Origin of the sequence: Stutzerimonas sp. S1, from assembly GCF_025966695.1 — a bacterium.
Classification (GTDB): Bacteria; Pseudomonadota; Gammaproteobacteria; order Pseudomonadales; family Pseudomonadaceae; genus Stutzerimonas.
This window is the reverse complement of sequence record NZ_JAOEIY010000004.1, coordinates 302,324-318,075: the sequence shown is the minus strand read 5'-3', so window position 1 is coordinate 318,075 and position 15,752 is coordinate 302,324. Positions and strand designations below refer to the sequence as shown.

The window sequence follows — 15,752 nt, the reverse complement described above, 5'->3', positions numbered from 1 at the left end:
GAGTGCAAATGCCTTTCTGGATCGAGTTGCTGGTAAGCATTTTTCTGATAGTAGGCAGTCTCTTTGCGCTGGTCGGCGCGATCGGTCTATACCGCTTGCCCGATTTCTTCACGCGCCTGCACGGGCCAACCAAGGCGACAACACTGGGTGTCGGCGGTATCGTCATCGCATCGATGATCTTCTTTGGCAGCCGGACCGAGGGGTTGAGCACGCACGAGCTGCTAATCACTCTGTTCCTTTTCCTTACTGCGCCGGTGAGTGCGCACATCCTGGCCAAGGCGGCCATGCAGCAGAAGCTGCCCTGCATCGATAAGACCCGCGGCAAGCCCTGGGAGTAAGGGTGGCGAAGGTAGTTGACGCGCTGCCGCACAGGTTCACTCGTGCGCGACTTGCTGATCAGATGATGAAGCTGCTCGGTGATGGCTGATGCTCGTTTTCCTGCTGCAGCTGAGCAATCAGCGCTTGTTGCAGCTGGGTGCAGAACTGCGGGTCGGATAGCGGCTGGTTATCGGCGTTGGTGACGAAGAACACGTCCTCCACCCGTTCGCCCAGCGTGGCGATCTTGGCATTTTGCACCGACAGGTCGAAGTCGAGGAACAGTTGTCCCACACGTGCCAGCAGGCCTGGTCGATCCGGTGCGATGATCTCGATGATGGTTTGGGGGCGCTGGGTATCGTTGTGAATGGTGACCTGCGGCGGAAAGGCGAAGTGCTTTAGCTGGCGCGGCACCCGCCGCTGGATGATTGTCAGGTATTCGTCGGGGTTGCGCAGCGCGTCAATCAGCCCCTGGCGTATCTCCTCGATGCGCTCGGGATTGTCGCCGATCGGGGTGCCATCGGCATCGAGCACGATGTAGGTATCGAGGGTGAACTGGCTGCTCGAGGTGATGATGCGCGCGTCATGGATGTTCAAGTTGAGCTGATCCATAGCCGCCACCGTCACAGCAAAGAAGTCGTGTTGGTCGGGCGCGTAAATGAAGATCTGCGTACCACCCTCGAATTCCCGCTGGGTAGTTTCCTTGATCAGCACCAGTGGGCCGCCGTCGTTCGCATGCTCGATGATTGCTTCGGTATGCCAGGCCACGTCGCTGGCCGTATGGCGCATGAAGTAATCGTCGCCCAGCTGTGCCCAGAGCTGCTCCGCATCGTCTGGATCCGTGCCGTTGCGCACGAGATCGTCGAGCGCCGCACGCTGAGTCTGGCGGATCTGCTCTTCGCGTCCGAGCGGATTTTCCAGCCCACGTTTGAGCGCGCGCTTGGTTTCGGTATACAGCTGCCGTAGCAGGCTGGCCCGCCAAGAGTTCCATAGCGTTGGGTTTGTCGCGTTGATGTCCGCCACGGTCAGCACGTACAGATAATCCAGATGTGTTTCGTCGCCCACTTGTTGAGCGAAGTCGTTGATCACCTGCGGGTCGGAGAGGTCCTTGCGCTGCGCTGTGGTGGACATCACCAGGTGATTCTGCACCAGCCAGACGACCAGCTGGGTATCCCAGGCGGGCAGCTTGTGGCGCTCGCAGAACTGCTCGGCATCGACGGCTCCAAGCTCGGAATGGTCGCCGCCGCGGCCCTTGGCGATGTCATGGTAGAGGCCCGCGATATAGATCAGCTCTGGTTTGGGCAGACGCTCGACCAGCTTGCTGGCCAGTGGGTACTTCTCGGCAACGCCCGGCTTGCTGAGCTTGCGCAGATACTTGATGACATTGAGCGTATGGGCGTCGACGGTATAAATGTGGAACAGGTCGTGCTGCATCTGTCCGACGATGTGGCCGAATTCCGGGAGATAGCGGCCGAGGATTCCGTAACGGTTCATCCGGCGCAGATTGCGGTGGATGCCTTCCTTGCACTTGAACAGTTCGATGAACAGGCTGGTATTGCGGAGATCGCCGCGAAAGTCGTCGTCGATCAGGTAGCGGTGATCTCGTAACAGGCGGATCGTGTTGGCGCGCACGCCCTGTATTTCTGAATGCTGGGCCAGAAGCACGAAGGTTTCCAAGATGGCAAACGGCGTGCGTTTGAAAATCGATGGATTGCTGACTTCGAGAAAGCCGTCGCGTACCAGGAAACGGCTGTTGAGCGGGGTGCTCGGGCTGGAATCGCCCTCCCAGAGAATGACCTCTGCGAAGTGCTGACCGACCAGGTCGCTCAGCTCGGCGATGCTCATCACCACGCGGTAGTACTTCTGCATGAAGCGTTCGATGGCCAGCTTGGCATCGCTGTCCTCATAGCCGAGCAAGGCGGCCAGCGTACGTTGGTGATCGAACAGCAGACGGTCCTCGGCTCGCCCGGCGAGCATGTGCAGGCCATAGCGAACCTTCCACAGAAACGCCTGGGCGGCGGTCAGAAGACTGTGCTCGCCCTCGGTGAGGAAACCCTGGTCGACCATTGCCTGCAGGTTGAGCGTGCCGAACTGCCGCCGGGCGATCCAGAGAATAGTCTGTATATCGCGCAGGCCGCCGGGCGAGCGCTTCACGTTGGGCTCCAGGTTGTACTCGGTGTTGTTGTACTTGGAGTGGCGCAGGCGCTGCTCGGTGCGTTTAGCCAGGAAGAAATCCTTGCTCGGCCACATCTGCTCGGGGCTGGTGACTTCCAGCATCTTCTTGCGCAGACGTTCCGGGCCGGCAATGGTCCGGCTTTCCATCAGGTTCGTAATGACGGTGAGGTCGGCGCGAGCTTCTTCGGCGCATTCGGCGACCGACCGCACGCTTTGCCCTACTTCCAGGCCGATATCCCAGAGCAGGGTAAGAAAACCTTCGATCGAAACGCGAAACATCTCATGGTCGCTGTCGTCGAGTAGGATCAGCAGATCGATGTCGGAGTAGGGGTGTAGCTCGCCGCGGCCATAACCGCCTACCGCAACTAGGGCGATATCCGCGCCTTTGTCCCAGTCGAACCGGGACCAGGCGGCGCGCAGGATCTGATCGGTGAACCAGGCTCGATCCTCGATCAGCCGGCGAATGTCTCGTCCGGCTTTGAAGCGGCTGTCGAGCACCTCGCGGGCCTGGCGGATCGCCTTCTTGAATGCGGCAATAGGGCTGGCCTTGAGCGCCAGTTCGGCCTGGAACTGGCTGCGATCGAACAGCTCTGGATCAACCTGAGGCATGCGAAATCCCCTTGATGCCGCGAATCGAGTGGTAGAGGGTCAGGCGGAGGTGCGTGCGATGGTGTCGTCGCGGCGTAGGGTGAAGATCTCGTAGCCGGTAGCGGTCACCAGAATGGTGTGCTCCCATTGCGCGGAGAGCTTGCGGTCCTTGGTGATTGCCGTCCAGCCGTCACCGAGCAGGCGGGTATCCGCACGTCCCTGGTTGATCATCGGCTCGATGGTGAAGGTCATGCCTTCCTTGAGTTCCAGGCCAGTGCCGGCGCGGCCGTAGTGCAGCACCTGCGGCTCCTCATGAAAGACCTTGCCGATGCCATGGCCGCAGTACTCGCGCACTACGGAGAAGCCGTTCTTCTCGGCGTGTTTCTGAATTGCTTCGCCGATATCGCCCAGGCGCGTACCAGGGCGGACCATCTCGATACCTTTATATAGGCACTCCTGGGTGACCTTGCACAGTCGCTCGGCCCACTCGGGTACTTGGCCGACGACAAACATCTTGCTGGTGTCGCCGTGGTAGCCGTCCTTGATCACGGTGATGTCGATGTTGAGGATGTCGCCATCCTTTAGCGGCTTGTCGTTGGGAATGCCGTGGCAGACGACATGGTTCAGCGACGTGCAGATCGACTTGGGGAAACCTTTGTAGTTGAGCGGTGCCGGGATCGCCTGCTGCACGTTGACGATATAGTCGTGGCAGATGCGATCCAGTTCATCAGTGGTGACGCCCGCTTTCACGTGTTCTTCGATCATTTCCAGCACTTCGGCGGCAAGCCGGCCGGCGATGCGCATTTTTTCGATGTCTTCGGGCGTCTTGAGAGTAACGGTCATGCAAACCTCTTGGCGCCACCGGCGCAAGGCAAAATCGGAAGGCGCGATGATAAACCAAAGCCCGCCAGGCTGCAGACTGCCTCCCGATCGTCGCGGGAAAAGTCTGTGGCGGGCGGTGACTGAACAGCGATCGGCTATAGCTTGGTGCGGGCTTCTATGCTATAAAACGCGCCGCTCAACGGGGACGCTCTGTTGCGCTTAACTCACACACGCGTCGGCACGGTATCCTGGGTGCTCGAAAGAGTTGGATATCCGGGACGCGTGGAGGCCTAACCCGACTTATTCGAGGACGTATCATGTCTCAAGTCACCATGCGCGATATGCTGAAGGCCGGTGTGCACTTCGGCCACCAGACCCGTTACTGGAACCCGAAAATGGATAAGTACATTTTCGGCGCGCGCAACAAGATTCATATCATCAACCTGGAAAAAACCCTGCCGATGTTCAACGACGCCCTGCGTTTCGTTGAAAAGCTGGCCGCTGGCAAGAACAAGATCCTGTTCGTCGGCACCAAGCGTTCCGCGGGCAAGATCGTTCGCGAAGAAGCCGCTCGTTGCGGTTCTCCGTATGTCGATCACCGTTGGTTGGGCGGCATGCTGACCAACTACAAGACCATTCGCGCTTCGATCAAGCGTCTGCGTGAGCTGGAAGGCCAGTCTCAGGACGGTACCTTCGACAAGCTGACCAAGAAAGAAGCTCTGATGCGCACTCGCGATCTCGAGAAGCTTGAGCGCAGTCTGGGCGGTATCAAGGATATGGGCGGTCTGCCGGACGCCATGTTCGTCATCGACGTTGATCATGAGCGCATCGCCATTTCCGAAGCCAACAAGCTGGGCATCCCGGTTATCGGCATCGTCGATACCAACAGCAGCCCGGAAGGTGTTGATTACATCATCCCCGGTAATGATGACGCCATCCGCGCCGTGCAACTCTACTTGGGCTCGATGGCTGACGCTGTCCTGCGCGGTCGCCAGAATGCTGGTGTCGGCGGCGCCGATGAGTTCGTCGAGGAAGTCGCTTCCGAAGCCGCTCAAGGCTGAGTACGGCGCCCTAGCGTGATACCCGATGGACAAAAAGGGGGCTAGGCCCCCTTTTTGCCACTTCCGAATTGATCGTCCGTGCTGTCGGGCGAGTGGTTAGAAACCAATCGAGAGGATTCCTAACATGGCAGAAATCACTGCAGCGCTGGTCAAAGAACTGCGCGAGCGTACCGGTCAGGGCATGATGGAGTGCAAGAAAGCACTGGTTGCTGCTGGTGGCGACATTGAAAAGGCCATCGACGACATGCGCGCCTCCGGCGCCATCAAGGCTGCCAAGAAGTCCGGCAACATTGCGGCGGAAGGATCCATCGCCGTTCGTGTCGAGGGTGGTCGTGGCATGATCATCGAAGTTAACTCGCAGACCGACTTCCTCGCTCTGCAGGACGACTTCAAGGCGTTCGTCAAGGACAGCCTGGATGAAGCCTTCGAGCAGAAGCTGACTGATGTCGCTCCGCTGATCGCATCCCGTGAATCCGCACGCGAAGCCCTGGTCGCCAAGTGCGGTGAGAACGTCAATATTCGTCGTCTGACCTCGGTCGAGGGCGATGTGGTCGGCGCCTACCTGCACGGCAACCGCATTGGCGTACTGGTTACCCTGAAGGGTGGCGACGCAGAGCTGGCCAAGGACATCGCCATGCACGTGGCTGCCAGCAATCCCGCTGTGCTCAGTCCGGCGGACGTTTCTGACGAGCTGGTCGCCAAGGAAAAGGAAATTTTCCTGCAGCTGAATGCCGATAAGATCGCCGGCAAGCCGGAAAACATTGTCGAGAACATGATCAAGGGGCGCATCAACAAGTTCCTGGCCGAGGCCAGCCTGGTTGAGCAGCCGTTCGTCAAGGATCCGGAAGTCAAGGTCGGTGACCTGGCCAAGAAAGCCGGCGCCGAGATCGTGTCCTTTATCCGCTACGAAGTGGGTGAGGGTATCGAGAAGGCCGAGGTTGACTTTGCTGCCGAAGTGGCTGCGCAGGTTGCGGCTAGCAAGCAGTAACTCGGTTTCGCTGTCCCCAAAAGAGGCTGCCCGCTCACGCGCGCGGCCTCTTTGTCAGAATGGGCACGCGAATTGTTTTTTTTGTCACGCTATAGTCATCGCCGGGCACCAAACGACATTTGCAGTGTCCTAGCGCAGATTATTTTTTTGTCTGGCCAATCAATTTAGTCATTTGAACGCCGCAGGAGACACATGCCAATGGCTCAGCAGATGAGTGCACGCAATCCTCGCTATAAACGCATTCTGCTCAAACTGAGTGGCGAAGCTCTGATGGGCTCCGAGGACTTCGGCATCGATCCCAAGGTGTTGGATCGTATGGCGCTGGAAGTCGGCCAGTTGGTCGGCATCGGCGTGGAGGTTGGCTTGGTTATCGGTGGCGGGAACCTGTTCCGGGGTGCCGCACTTTCCGCCGCCGGCATGGATCGCGTTACCGGCGACCACATGGGTATGCTGGCGACAGTTATGAACGCCCTGGCCATGCGCGATGCGCTGGAGCGCTCGAATATCCCAGCGCTGGTGATGTCCGCCATCTCGATGGTCGGTGTGACCGATCATTACGATCGCCGCAAGGCCATGCGCCACCTCAAGTCCGGTGAAGTGGTGATTTTCTCCGCTGGGACCGGCAATCCGTTCTTCACAACCGATTCGGCTGCCTGCTTGCGCGCCATCGAAATCCAGGCGGATGTGGTGCTCAAGGCGACCAAGGTGGACGGCGTCTACACGGCCGACCCTTTCAAGGATCCAAACGCCGAGAAGTTCGCGGAGTTGACTTATGATGACGTGCTCGACCGCAAGTTGGGCGTCATGGACCTTACCGCGATTTGTCTGTGTCGCGACCACAACATGCCACTGCGCGTCTTCAATATGAATAAACCTGGTGCCCTGCTGAACATCGTGCTTGGGGGCGCCGAGGGAACACTGATCGAGGAATCGAACGAATGATCAATGAGATCAAGCAAGACGCGCAGGAGCGCATGAAGAAGACCTTGGAGGCGCTGGATCATGCGTTCGCCAAAATTCGCACCGGTCGTGCTCACCCGAGCATCCTCGATAGCGTGATGGTGTCTTATTACGGTGCCGATACACCGCTGCGGCAGGTCGCCAACGTGGTCGCCGAGGATTCTCGTACCCTCGCCTTGACCGTGTTCGACAAAAGCATGATCCAGGCGGTCGAGAAGGCGATCATGACCTCCGATCTCGGGCTGAATCCCGCGACTGCGGGAACCACTATCCGGGTCCCCATGCCGGCGCTGACTGAAGAAACTCGCAAGGGCTACACCAAGCAGGCGCGTGCCGAGGCGGAAAACGCCCGGGTGGCAGTGCGCAATATCCGTCGTGATGCGATCGCGCAGCTCAAGGATCTGGTGAAGGAAAAGGAGATCAGCGAGGACGAGGAGCGTCGCGGGCAGGACGATGTGCAGAAACTGACCGACAAGTTTGTCGCGGAAATCGACAAGGCGTTGGAAGCTAAGGAAAGCGACCTGATGGCGGTGTAATCCGCCTTCAGCGCGTGCAGATGAGGCAGTGCTCGGCAAGGTTGAACGAAACCGCAGCCGGGCACCGCAGTCAAACCGATGCATTCGGCCGGTGTTTCGCCGCGCCCTCTCATCGTTCGAAGCGTGTTTCAGCGCAAGTAGAGTTGTTTGATGGAAAAGGTCAGGCAGATTGCCGGGCGGAATATCCCCCGTCACGTGGCGATCATCATGGATGGCAATAACCGCTGGGCAAAGAGACGCTTGTTGCCCGGTGTGGCTGGACACAAGGCCGGTGTCGACGCGGTGCGTGCCGTCATTGAGGTGTGTGCCGAATCTGGTGTGGAGGTACTGACCCTGTTCGCCTTCTCCAGTGAGAACTGGCAGCGCCCCGCTGATGAGGTCGGGGCGCTGATGGAGCTGTTTCTCATGGCTCTGCGACGTGAAGCGCGGAAGCTGAACGAGAATGGCATCAGTTTGCGTATCATCGGCGATCGCTCACGCTTTCATCCCGAACTGCAGGCCGCCATGCGCGAAGTTGAGACGATGACCGCTCATAATCAGCGTTTCGTTCTGCAGGTGGCGGCCAACTACGGTGGGCAGTGGGACATACTCCAGGCGACCCGGCGGATGGTTCAGGAGGCGCAGGCCGGTCGGTTGAGCCCTGACGAGATCACTCCAGCTCTGTTCCAGAGTTATCTTGCCACCGGTGATATGCCGCTTCCCGATCTGTGTATCCGTACTGGCGGCGAGCGACGTATCAGCAACTTTCTATTGTGGCAGCTGGCTTATGCTGAGCTGTATTTCTCCGACCTCTTTTGGCCCGACTTCAAGCATCAGGCGATGCGTCGCGCCCTGGTCGACTTTGCTTCGCGCCAGCGTCGTTTTGGCAAGACCGGCGAGCAGGTGGAAAGCGAGGTCAAGGCTGAATGCTGAAGCAGCGAATCATCACGGCGGCCATTTTGCTGCCCACTGCGATTGTCGGGTTCTTCCTGCTCGACGGCATTGCTTTTGCCCTGTTCATCGGTCTGGTCGTCACGCTGGGCGCTTGGGAATGGGCCCGGTTGGCTGGCTTCAGTGATCAGTCGGTACGAGTGGCATATGCCGCGTTCGTTGCGTTGCTACTGGTTGTGCTTTACCGACTTCCGGGGTTGGCACCGTGGTTGCTGACTGCGGCGGTGTTTTGGTGGATGGCCGCGACCGCGCTGGTGCTCGGCTATCCCGCGAGCAGCCGCTTCTGGGGTGGCGCGTATGGAAGTTTGTTGATCGGGCTGCTAATTCTGCTGCCGGCTTGGCAGGCGCTGGTGATCCTAAAGCAGTGGCCCTCCGGCAACTGGCTCATCCTTGGCGTGATGGTGCTGGTGTGGGCGGCCGACATCGGTGCCTATTTTTCCGGCAAGTCGTTCGGTCGGCGCAAGTTGGCACCGGCGGTCAGTCCGGGCAAAAGCTGGGAGGGGCTTGTCGGCGGTTTGTTGACCAGTCTGGCCCTTACCTTGGCGGTCGGTCTCTATCGAGGCTGGAGCTCCCGGGAACTGGTGCTGGCCCTGCTTGGGGCGGCGCTGGTGGTGCTGGTCTCCGTGATCGGGGATTTGACCGAAAGCATGTTCAAGCGCAATGCCGGAATCAAGGACAGTAGCCAGCTGCTGCCCGGTCACGGTGGGGTGATGGACCGCATCGATAGCCTCACCGCCGCGATTCCGCTGTTCGCCGTATTGCTGTGGCTTGCCGGATGGGGTGTCTGGTGAGTCGGCCCCTGCAGATAACCGTGCTGGGTGCCACCGGCTCGATCGGCTTGAGTACCCTCGATGTGGTGGCTCGCCACCCTCGGCGTTACCAGGTTTTCGCCGTGACCGCGTTCTCGCGCGTCGCTGAGTTGTACAAGGTGTGTCTGGCGCATCGGCCGCGCTATGCCGTCGTTGCCGATGAGGTGCAGGCTCGTTCGCTGCAGGCGCAATTGTCCCTCGATGGTCTGACTACACAGGTCCTCGCTGGCGAAGGCGGCTTATGCGAGGTTGCTGCGCATCCCGAGGCGGATGTGGTAATGGCGGCTATTGTTGGGGCTGCGGGGCTGCGACCGACGCTGTCTGCCGTGCAGGCTGGCAAGCGGGTCCTGCTTGCCAACAAGGAAGCGCTGGTGATGTCTGGCGGGCTTTTCATGCAGGCGCTGCGCGACAGTGATGCAGTGCTGCTGCCGATCGACAGCGAGCACAATGCGATTTTCCAGTGCCTGCCGAGCGATTATGCGCGCGGGATGGCGGAGGTAGGCGTCCGCCGCATTCTGCTGACAGCTTCCGGTGGGCCGTTCCGCGAGCTGCCGCTGGTTGATCTTGAAAGTGTCACGCCTGAACAAGCCTGTGCACATCCGAACTGGTCGATGGGGCGTAAGATTTCGGTCGACTCTGCCAGCATGATGAACAAGGGGCTGGAGTTGATCGAGGCGTGCTGGTTGTTCGATGCCAAGCCCGAACAGGTTGAGGTGGTGGTGCATCCCCAGAGCGTGATTCATTCCATGGTCGACTACGTGGATGGTTCGGTGCTTGCGCAGTTGGGTAATCCGGATATGCGCACGCCTATTGCTCATGCACTGGCCTGGCCGGAGCGAATCGAATCCGGTGTTTCGGCGCTCGACCTGCTGCGCGTCGGTCGACTTGATTTTCAGGCACCTGACGAGGAGCGTTTTCCTTGCCTGCGTTTGGCGCGCCAAGCGGCAGAGGTGGGAGGGACCAGTCCAGCCATGCTCAACGCGGCGAACGAGGTTGCCGTCGAGGCGTTTCTCGAGCGGCGCATCCGCTTCACCGAGATCGCGAGTATCATCGGCGATGTGTTGAATTGCGAGGCGTCGGTTCCGGCTCGCTGTCTTGAAGATGTGCTGACGGCGGATCGGCGGGCTCGGGTTCTGGCCGACTCCTGGCTCGATCGCCACGGGCGTTAGCCTGGAGGGCTCTATGATGAGCGCGCTTTACATGATAGTTGGCACCTTGGTCGCGCTTGGGGTGCTGGTCACGTTCCACGAGTTCGGCCATTTCTGGGTGGCGCGACGTTGTGGCGTCAAAGTCCTGCGCTTCTCGGTTGGTTTCGGTAGTCCGCTGTTGCGTTGGTCCGATCGCCAGGGTACGGAATTCGTGATAGCCGCCATTCCTCTGGGTGGTTACGTCAAGATGCTCGACGAGCGGGAAGGCGACGTGCCGGAGTCATTGCTCGACAATGCGTTCAATCGCAAGTCGGTACGTCAGCGTTTCGCGATCGTTTCCGCCGGACCTCTCGCCAACTTCATGCTTGCCCTGCTGTTCTTCTGGTTGCTCGCGATGCTTGGTAGCGAGCAGGTGCGGCCGGTGATCGGTGCCGTCGAGCGCGGTAGTCTTGCGGCACAGGCCGGGCTGGTAGCGGATCAGGAAATTGTCGCCGTTAATGGCAAGCCGGTTGCGGGTTGGGGTGAAGTCAATCTCCAGTTGGTCCGACGCCTTGGCGAAAGTGGTCATCTGGATCTGACGGTGCGCGAGTTGGGTTCTTCCCAGGATCTGCATCGGCAGATTGCATTGCGTGAGTGGTTGAGGGGTGTCGAGGAGCCGGATCCGATCGGTGCGTTGGGCATTCGTCCCTGGCGTCCGCAGGTGGCCCCGATCATTGCGCAGCTCGATCCAGACGGTCCGGCACAGGCTGCCGGTATTCGTTTGGGTGATCGTCTACTGAGTCTAAATCAGCGTCCCTTGGGCGACTGGCAACAGGTCATCGAAGAGGTCCAGCGGCTACCGGGCGCGGCGGTCGTGCTGACTGTCGAGCGATCCGGCCAGCAGCGCGAGGTTGCAGTTACTTTGGCTGAACGAGGGGAGGGCGCAGGTGCTCGTGGTTACCTCGGCGCCGGCGTCGCGGCAGGTGACTGGCCTGTCGAAATGTTACGCGAAGTAAGCTTCGGGCCTGTCGAGGCGGTGGGCGAGGGTCTCAAGCGAACCTGGGCAATGAGTCTGCTGACTCTGGATTCGTTAAAGAAAATGCTCTTCGGGGAGCTGTCGGTAAAAAACTTGAGTGGCCCGATAACCATTGCTAAAGTGGCCGGCGCTTCTGCTCAGTCGGGATTGGGCGATTTTCTGAATTTCCTCGCCTACCTGAGCATTAGTCTGGGGGTTCTCAATCTTCTGCCTATTCCAGTGCTCGATGGGGGGCACTTGCTCTTCTATTTGATCGAGTGGGCCCGAGGGCGACCCTTGTCGGAAAGGGTTCAAGGGTGGGGGGTTCAGATCGGCATCAGTCTGGTTGTCGGGGTGATGCTGCTGGCGCTGGTCAACGATATTGGCCGTTTGTAACGCCGAATTCCGTAATCGCCGCGCCAAGCGCGAGTTCATTTATCAGGTTGAATAAGAAAGGACTTCATGAAACGTCTGCTGCTACCTGCGGTAATTTCCGCGTTGATGATTGCCGAAGTTCACGCTGAGTCCTTCACTATCTCCGACATCCGGGTCAATGGCTTGCAGCGGGTTTCCGCCGGTAGCGTGTTCGGCGCCTTGCCTTTGAACGTCGGCGACGCTGCAGACGACAGTCGCCTGGTAGAAGCAACCCGCGCACTGTTCAAGACCGGTTTCTTCCAAGACATCCAGCTCGGTCGTGAGGGTAACGTGCTGGTTGTCAGTGTCGTCGAGCGTCCGTCGATTTCCGGCATCGAGATCGAGGGTAACAAGGCAATCAAAACCGAGGACCTGCTCTCCGGCCTACAGCAGTCAGGTCTTGCCGAGGGCGAAATCTTCCAGCGGGCCACGCTGGAGGGCGTACGCAACGAACTGCAGCGCCAGTACGTTGCGCAAGGCCGGTACTCGGCAACTATCGATACGGAAGTGGTCGCTCAGCCCCGTAATCGCGTGGCGCTGAAGATCAAGATCAACGAAGGTTCAGTCGCTGCAATCAAACACATCAACGTGGTTGGCAACACGGTTTTCCCCGATGAGGACCTGATCGACCTGTTCGAGCTGAAGACAACCAACTGGTTGTCGTTTTTCAGGAACGACGACAAATATGCTCGGGAAAAACTGTCCGGCGATCTGGAGCGGTTACGTTCCTATTACTTGGATCGTGGCTACATCAATATGGACATCACCTCCACGCAGGTGTCCATTACTCCGGATAAGAAGGATGTCTATGTCACGGTGAATATCGCCGAGGGTGAGCGGTATACCGTGCGTGACGTCAAGCTCAGCGGTGATTTAAAGGTGCCGCAGCAAGACATCGAGGCGCTGTTGCTGGCCAAGGAAGGGCAGGTCTTTTCCCGCAAGGTGATGACCACTACCTCCGAGCTGATCACGCGGCGGCTGGGGAACGAGGGCTATACCTTCGCCAACGTCAACGGTGTGCCGGAAGCGCACGATGAGGACAACACCGTTTCGATAACTTTCGTAGTCGATCCGGGCAATCGCGCGTACGTCAATCGCATCAATTTTCGCGGCAACACCAAGACCGAAGACGAGGTGTTACGTCGCGAAATGCGCCAGATGGAAGGTGGCTGGGCCTCAACCTATCTGATCGATCAGTCGAAGACTCGGCTCGAACGGTTGGGCTTCTTCAAAGAGGTCAATGTCGAGACGCCTCAGGTGCCGGGAACCGATGATCAGATCGACGTGAACTACAGCGTCGAGGAGCAACCCTCCGGTTCGATCATGGCGAGCGTTGGCTTCGCCCAGAATGCCGGTTTGATCCTTGGTGGTTCGATCAGCCAGAACAACTTTCTCGGCACCGGCAACCGCGTGTCGCTTGGTCTGACTCGCAGCGAGTATCAGTCGCGCTATAACTTTGGCTTCGTTGATCCCTACTGGACTGAAGATGGCGTCAGCCTGGGCTACAACGCCTTCTACCGCACCACCGATTACGATGAACTGGATTACGACATCTCGAGCTATTCGGTCGATAGCCTGGGTGGTGGTGTCAATATCGGTTATCCGATCAGTGAGACGTCGCGTCTCTCGTTTGGCTTGTCGGTACAACAGGATAGCGTCGATACCGGGACCTACACGGTCCAAGAGATCTACGACTTCATCGACGAAGAGGGGGATGACTATCTGAACTTCAAGGCGTCGGTGGGTTGGTCCGAGTCGACGCTGAACCGTGGCGTGCTGGCCACGCGTGGTCATTCACAGAGCCTGGTCTTCGAAAGCACCATCCCGGGCAGCGATCTGTCGTTCTACAAGCTCGACTATAACGGCCAGTTGTTTGTACCGATGAGCAAGGACTACACCTTGCGTATGCATACGCGTCTTGGCTATGGCGATGCCTATGGTTCGACTTCGCGCCTGCCGTTCTACGAGCATTATTACGCCGGTGGGTTCAATTCCGTTCGTGGTTTCGAGGACAGCAGCCTGGGCCCCCGCAGCACCCCCAATCCGGCTGACCCGGATCAGGATGAGCTCCCTTTCGGTGGTAACGTGCTGATGCAGGGTGGTCTGGAGGTGTTGTTCCCGATGCCCTTCGTCAAGGACCAGCGCTCGCTGCGGACTTCCTTGTTCTGGGATGTTGGTAACGTATTCGATACCAACTGTCCGACTGAGGCCGATAATTGCAGCGACATCGATTTCGGCGACATGGCCAGCTCGGTAGGTGTCGGCCTGACTTGGATCACTGCCATGGGCCCGCTGAGTTTCAGCCTGGCAATGCCGGTGGTTAAACCGGACGAAGCTGATACTCAGGTCTTTCAGTTCTCGTTGGGACAAACGTTCTAACGCTGCAGCGCCATGCTTCGGTGCTTTCTTTCAGGAGTGGTGTATACCGTGCGTAAGTTGACTCAACTGTTCCTCGTCGTTGCCGCACTGGTGGCGACTCCCGCGTTCGCCGAGATGAAGATCGCGGTTATGAACTACCAGATGGCCCTGCTCGAATCCGATGCCGCAAAGCGTTACGCGGTGGATGCCGAGAAGAAGTTCGGCCCCCAGCTGAGCAAGCTGAAGACGCTGGAGAGCGAAGCCAAGCGCATCCAAGATCGTCTGGTCAAGGATGGCGACAAAATGCAGCAGGCCGAGCGCGAGCGTCTCGAACTGGAATTCAAGCAAAAGGCGCGTGACTTCCAGTTCCAATCCAAGGAGCTCAACGAAGCGAAGGCCGTAGCTGACCGTGACATGCTCAAGCAGCTCAAACCCAAGCTTGATCAGGCGGTTGAGGAAGTCATCAAGAAGGGCAACTACGACCTGGTGTTCGAGCGCGGGGCGGTGGTCGATGTGAAGCCGCAGTTCGATATCACCCGCCAGGTTATCGAGCGCATGAACCAGCTGCGCTGATATGTCGTCGAACGTCTATACGCTCGGCCAGTTGGCCGAGCTGCTGGGAGCTTCGCTGCGCGGGGACTCCGATCAGTCGATTTCCGGTCTCGCAACTTTGCAGGACGCGGATGTGCATCAGTTGTCTTTCCTGGCCAATGCCCAGTATCGAAAATTCCTCGATGCAACGCGTGCGGGCGCGGTACTGCTGACCCCGGCTGACGCTGAAGGCTTTGCCGGGGCCGCGCTGATCATCGATAACCCATATCTGGCCTATGCTCGGGCGTCGCATCTGTTTGAGACGCGGCCAGCCGAGCCGGTCGGCATCCATCCTACTGCGATCATTGCCGCAGATGCGCAGGTCGACCCATCGGCATCCATCGGCGCCTACGCCGTCATCGAGACGGGGGCATGGGTTGGGCCGGACGTCGTGATCGGTGCGCAGTGTTTCATTGGTGCACGGAGCCGTATAGGGGAAGGTGGGCGGCTGGCGCCGAGGGTCACGCTGTACCACGACGTACAGATCGGCAAGCGCGTTGTCATACAGGCCGGTGCCGTAATTGGCGGCGAGGGCTTCGGTTTCGCCAACGAGAAAGGTAGCTGGCAGAAGATTGCGCAGATCGGTGGCGTGCGTATCGGTGATGACGTCGAAATCGGCTCCAACACTACAATCGACCGCGGCGCGCTTTCCGACACGGTGATCGGCAATGGGGTGAAGCTGGACAACCAGATCATGATCGCGCACAACGTGCAGGTTGGTGACAATACGGCGATGGCTGGGTGTGCCGGCATTTCCGGTAGTACCAAGATCGGTCGCAACTGCATGATTGCCGGCGGCGTGGGGATGGTTGGTCATATTGAGGTCTGCGACAACGTATTCGTGACCGGGATGACTATGGTGACGCGTTCGATCACCGAGCCCGGCAGCTATTCGTCGGGTACAGCCATGCAGACAGCCGCCGATTGGCGCAAGAGTGCCGCGCGCATTCGCCAGCTGGATGAGATGGCGCGTCGCCTGCAGCTACTGGAAAAACGCCTTGCTGCCGTGACCCAGAGCGGGGATGCGGCTTCTGATGCCTGAGCTATCTATCTGATCGCTGTT

The 15,752-nt window shown here is 59.0% G+C and carries 14 protein-coding genes; 12 read left to right on the top strand and 2 right to left on the bottom strand.

Going from position 1 to position 15,752, the window contains the following annotated elements:
• The first annotated feature begins 8 nt into the window (after nucleotides 1-8).
• The gene (locus N8H22_RS10730) at nucleotides 9-338 is read left to right on the top strand and encodes a Na+/H+ antiporter subunit G (RefSeq protein WP_264590491.1); all 330 of its coding nucleotides are present in this window, start codon (nucleotides 9-11) and stop codon (nucleotides 336-338) included.
• A 58-nt stretch (nucleotides 339-396) separates the two neighbouring features.
• Here N8H22_RS10730 and N8H22_RS10725 read toward each other — a convergent pair whose 3' ends face one another.
• Nucleotides 397-3,099: a [protein-PII] uridylyltransferase gene (locus tag N8H22_RS10725; protein ID WP_264590490.1), complete on the bottom strand. Its 2,703-nt coding sequence runs from the start codon at nucleotides 3,097-3,099 to the stop codon at nucleotides 397-399.
• Between the two features lie 39 nt (nucleotides 3,100-3,138).
• Nucleotides 3,139-3,921 (bottom strand): type I methionyl aminopeptidase, encoded by a 783-nt coding sequence (gene map, locus N8H22_RS10720; protein WP_264590489.1) that lies wholly within the window; start codon nucleotides 3,919-3,921, stop codon nucleotides 3,139-3,141.
• Nucleotides 3,922-4,217: 296 nt separating this feature from the next.
• Here map and rpsB point away from each other — a divergent pair, with 296 nt between their 5' ends.
• The 11 genes from rpsB (at nucleotide 4,218) to lpxD (ending at nucleotide 15,731) form a co-directional block, all read left to right on the top strand.
• Nucleotides 4,218-4,961, top strand: a complete 744-nt coding sequence (gene rpsB, locus N8H22_RS10715) for a 30S ribosomal protein S2 (protein ID WP_264590488.1) — start codon at nucleotides 4,218-4,220, stop codon at nucleotides 4,959-4,961.
• A 124-nt stretch (nucleotides 4,962-5,085) separates the two neighbouring features.
• Complete coding sequence (tsf, locus tag N8H22_RS10710) at nucleotides 5,086-5,949, top strand: translation elongation factor Ts (protein ID WP_264590487.1); 864 nt, start codon at nucleotides 5,086-5,088, stop codon at nucleotides 5,947-5,949.
• Between the two features lie 198 nt (nucleotides 5,950-6,147).
• Nucleotides 6,148-6,891, top strand: coding sequence for a UMP kinase (gene pyrH, locus N8H22_RS10705; protein ID WP_264590486.1), 744 nt, complete (start codon nucleotides 6,148-6,150; stop codon nucleotides 6,889-6,891).
• The gene (gene frr / locus N8H22_RS10700) at nucleotides 6,888-7,445 is read left to right on the top strand and encodes a ribosome recycling factor (protein WP_264590485.1); all 558 of its coding nucleotides are present in this window, start codon (nucleotides 6,888-6,890) and stop codon (nucleotides 7,443-7,445) included. The genes pyrH and frr overlap by 4 nt, the downstream gene beginning before the upstream one ends.
• 150 nt (nucleotides 7,446-7,595) lie before the next feature.
• The gene (gene uppS / locus N8H22_RS10695) at nucleotides 7,596-8,357 is read left to right on the top strand and encodes a polyprenyl diphosphate synthase (RefSeq protein WP_264590484.1); all 762 of its coding nucleotides are present in this window, start codon (nucleotides 7,596-7,598) and stop codon (nucleotides 8,355-8,357) included.
• Complete coding sequence (locus tag N8H22_RS10690) at nucleotides 8,351-9,166, top strand: phosphatidate cytidylyltransferase (protein ID WP_264590483.1); 816 nt, start codon at nucleotides 8,351-8,353, stop codon at nucleotides 9,164-9,166. The genes uppS and N8H22_RS10690 overlap by 7 nt, the downstream gene beginning before the upstream one ends.
• Nucleotides 9,163-10,353 carry a 1-deoxy-D-xylulose-5-phosphate reductoisomerase gene (gene ispC / locus N8H22_RS10685; RefSeq protein WP_264590482.1) on the top strand — a complete coding sequence of 397 codons (1,191 nt, stop codon included), beginning with the start codon at nucleotides 9,163-9,165 and terminating at the stop codon, nucleotides 10,351-10,353. The genes N8H22_RS10690 and ispC overlap by 4 nt, the downstream gene beginning before the upstream one ends.
• 16 nt (nucleotides 10,354-10,369) lie before the next feature.
• Nucleotides 10,370-11,722, top strand: a complete 1,353-nt coding sequence (gene rseP, locus N8H22_RS10680; RefSeq protein ID WP_264590638.1) for an RIP metalloprotease RseP — start codon at nucleotides 10,370-10,372, stop codon at nucleotides 11,720-11,722.
• A 66-nt stretch (nucleotides 11,723-11,788) separates the two neighbouring features.
• A complete protein-coding gene (gene bamA / locus N8H22_RS10675; RefSeq protein ID WP_264590481.1) occupies nucleotides 11,789-14,119 on the top strand; it encodes an outer membrane protein assembly factor BamA in 2,331 nt (776 codons plus the stop codon).
• Between the two features lie 48 nt (nucleotides 14,120-14,167).
• The gene (locus N8H22_RS10670) at nucleotides 14,168-14,671 is read left to right on the top strand and encodes an OmpH family outer membrane protein (protein WP_264590480.1); all 504 of its coding nucleotides are present in this window, start codon (nucleotides 14,168-14,170) and stop codon (nucleotides 14,669-14,671) included.
• A gap of 1 nt (nucleotide 14,672) precedes the next feature.
• Nucleotides 14,673-15,731, top strand: a complete 1,059-nt coding sequence (gene lpxD, locus N8H22_RS10665) for a UDP-3-O-(3-hydroxymyristoyl)glucosamine N-acyltransferase (protein WP_264590479.1) — start codon at nucleotides 14,673-14,675, stop codon at nucleotides 15,729-15,731.
• Nucleotides 15,732-15,752 lie beyond the last annotated feature (21 nt).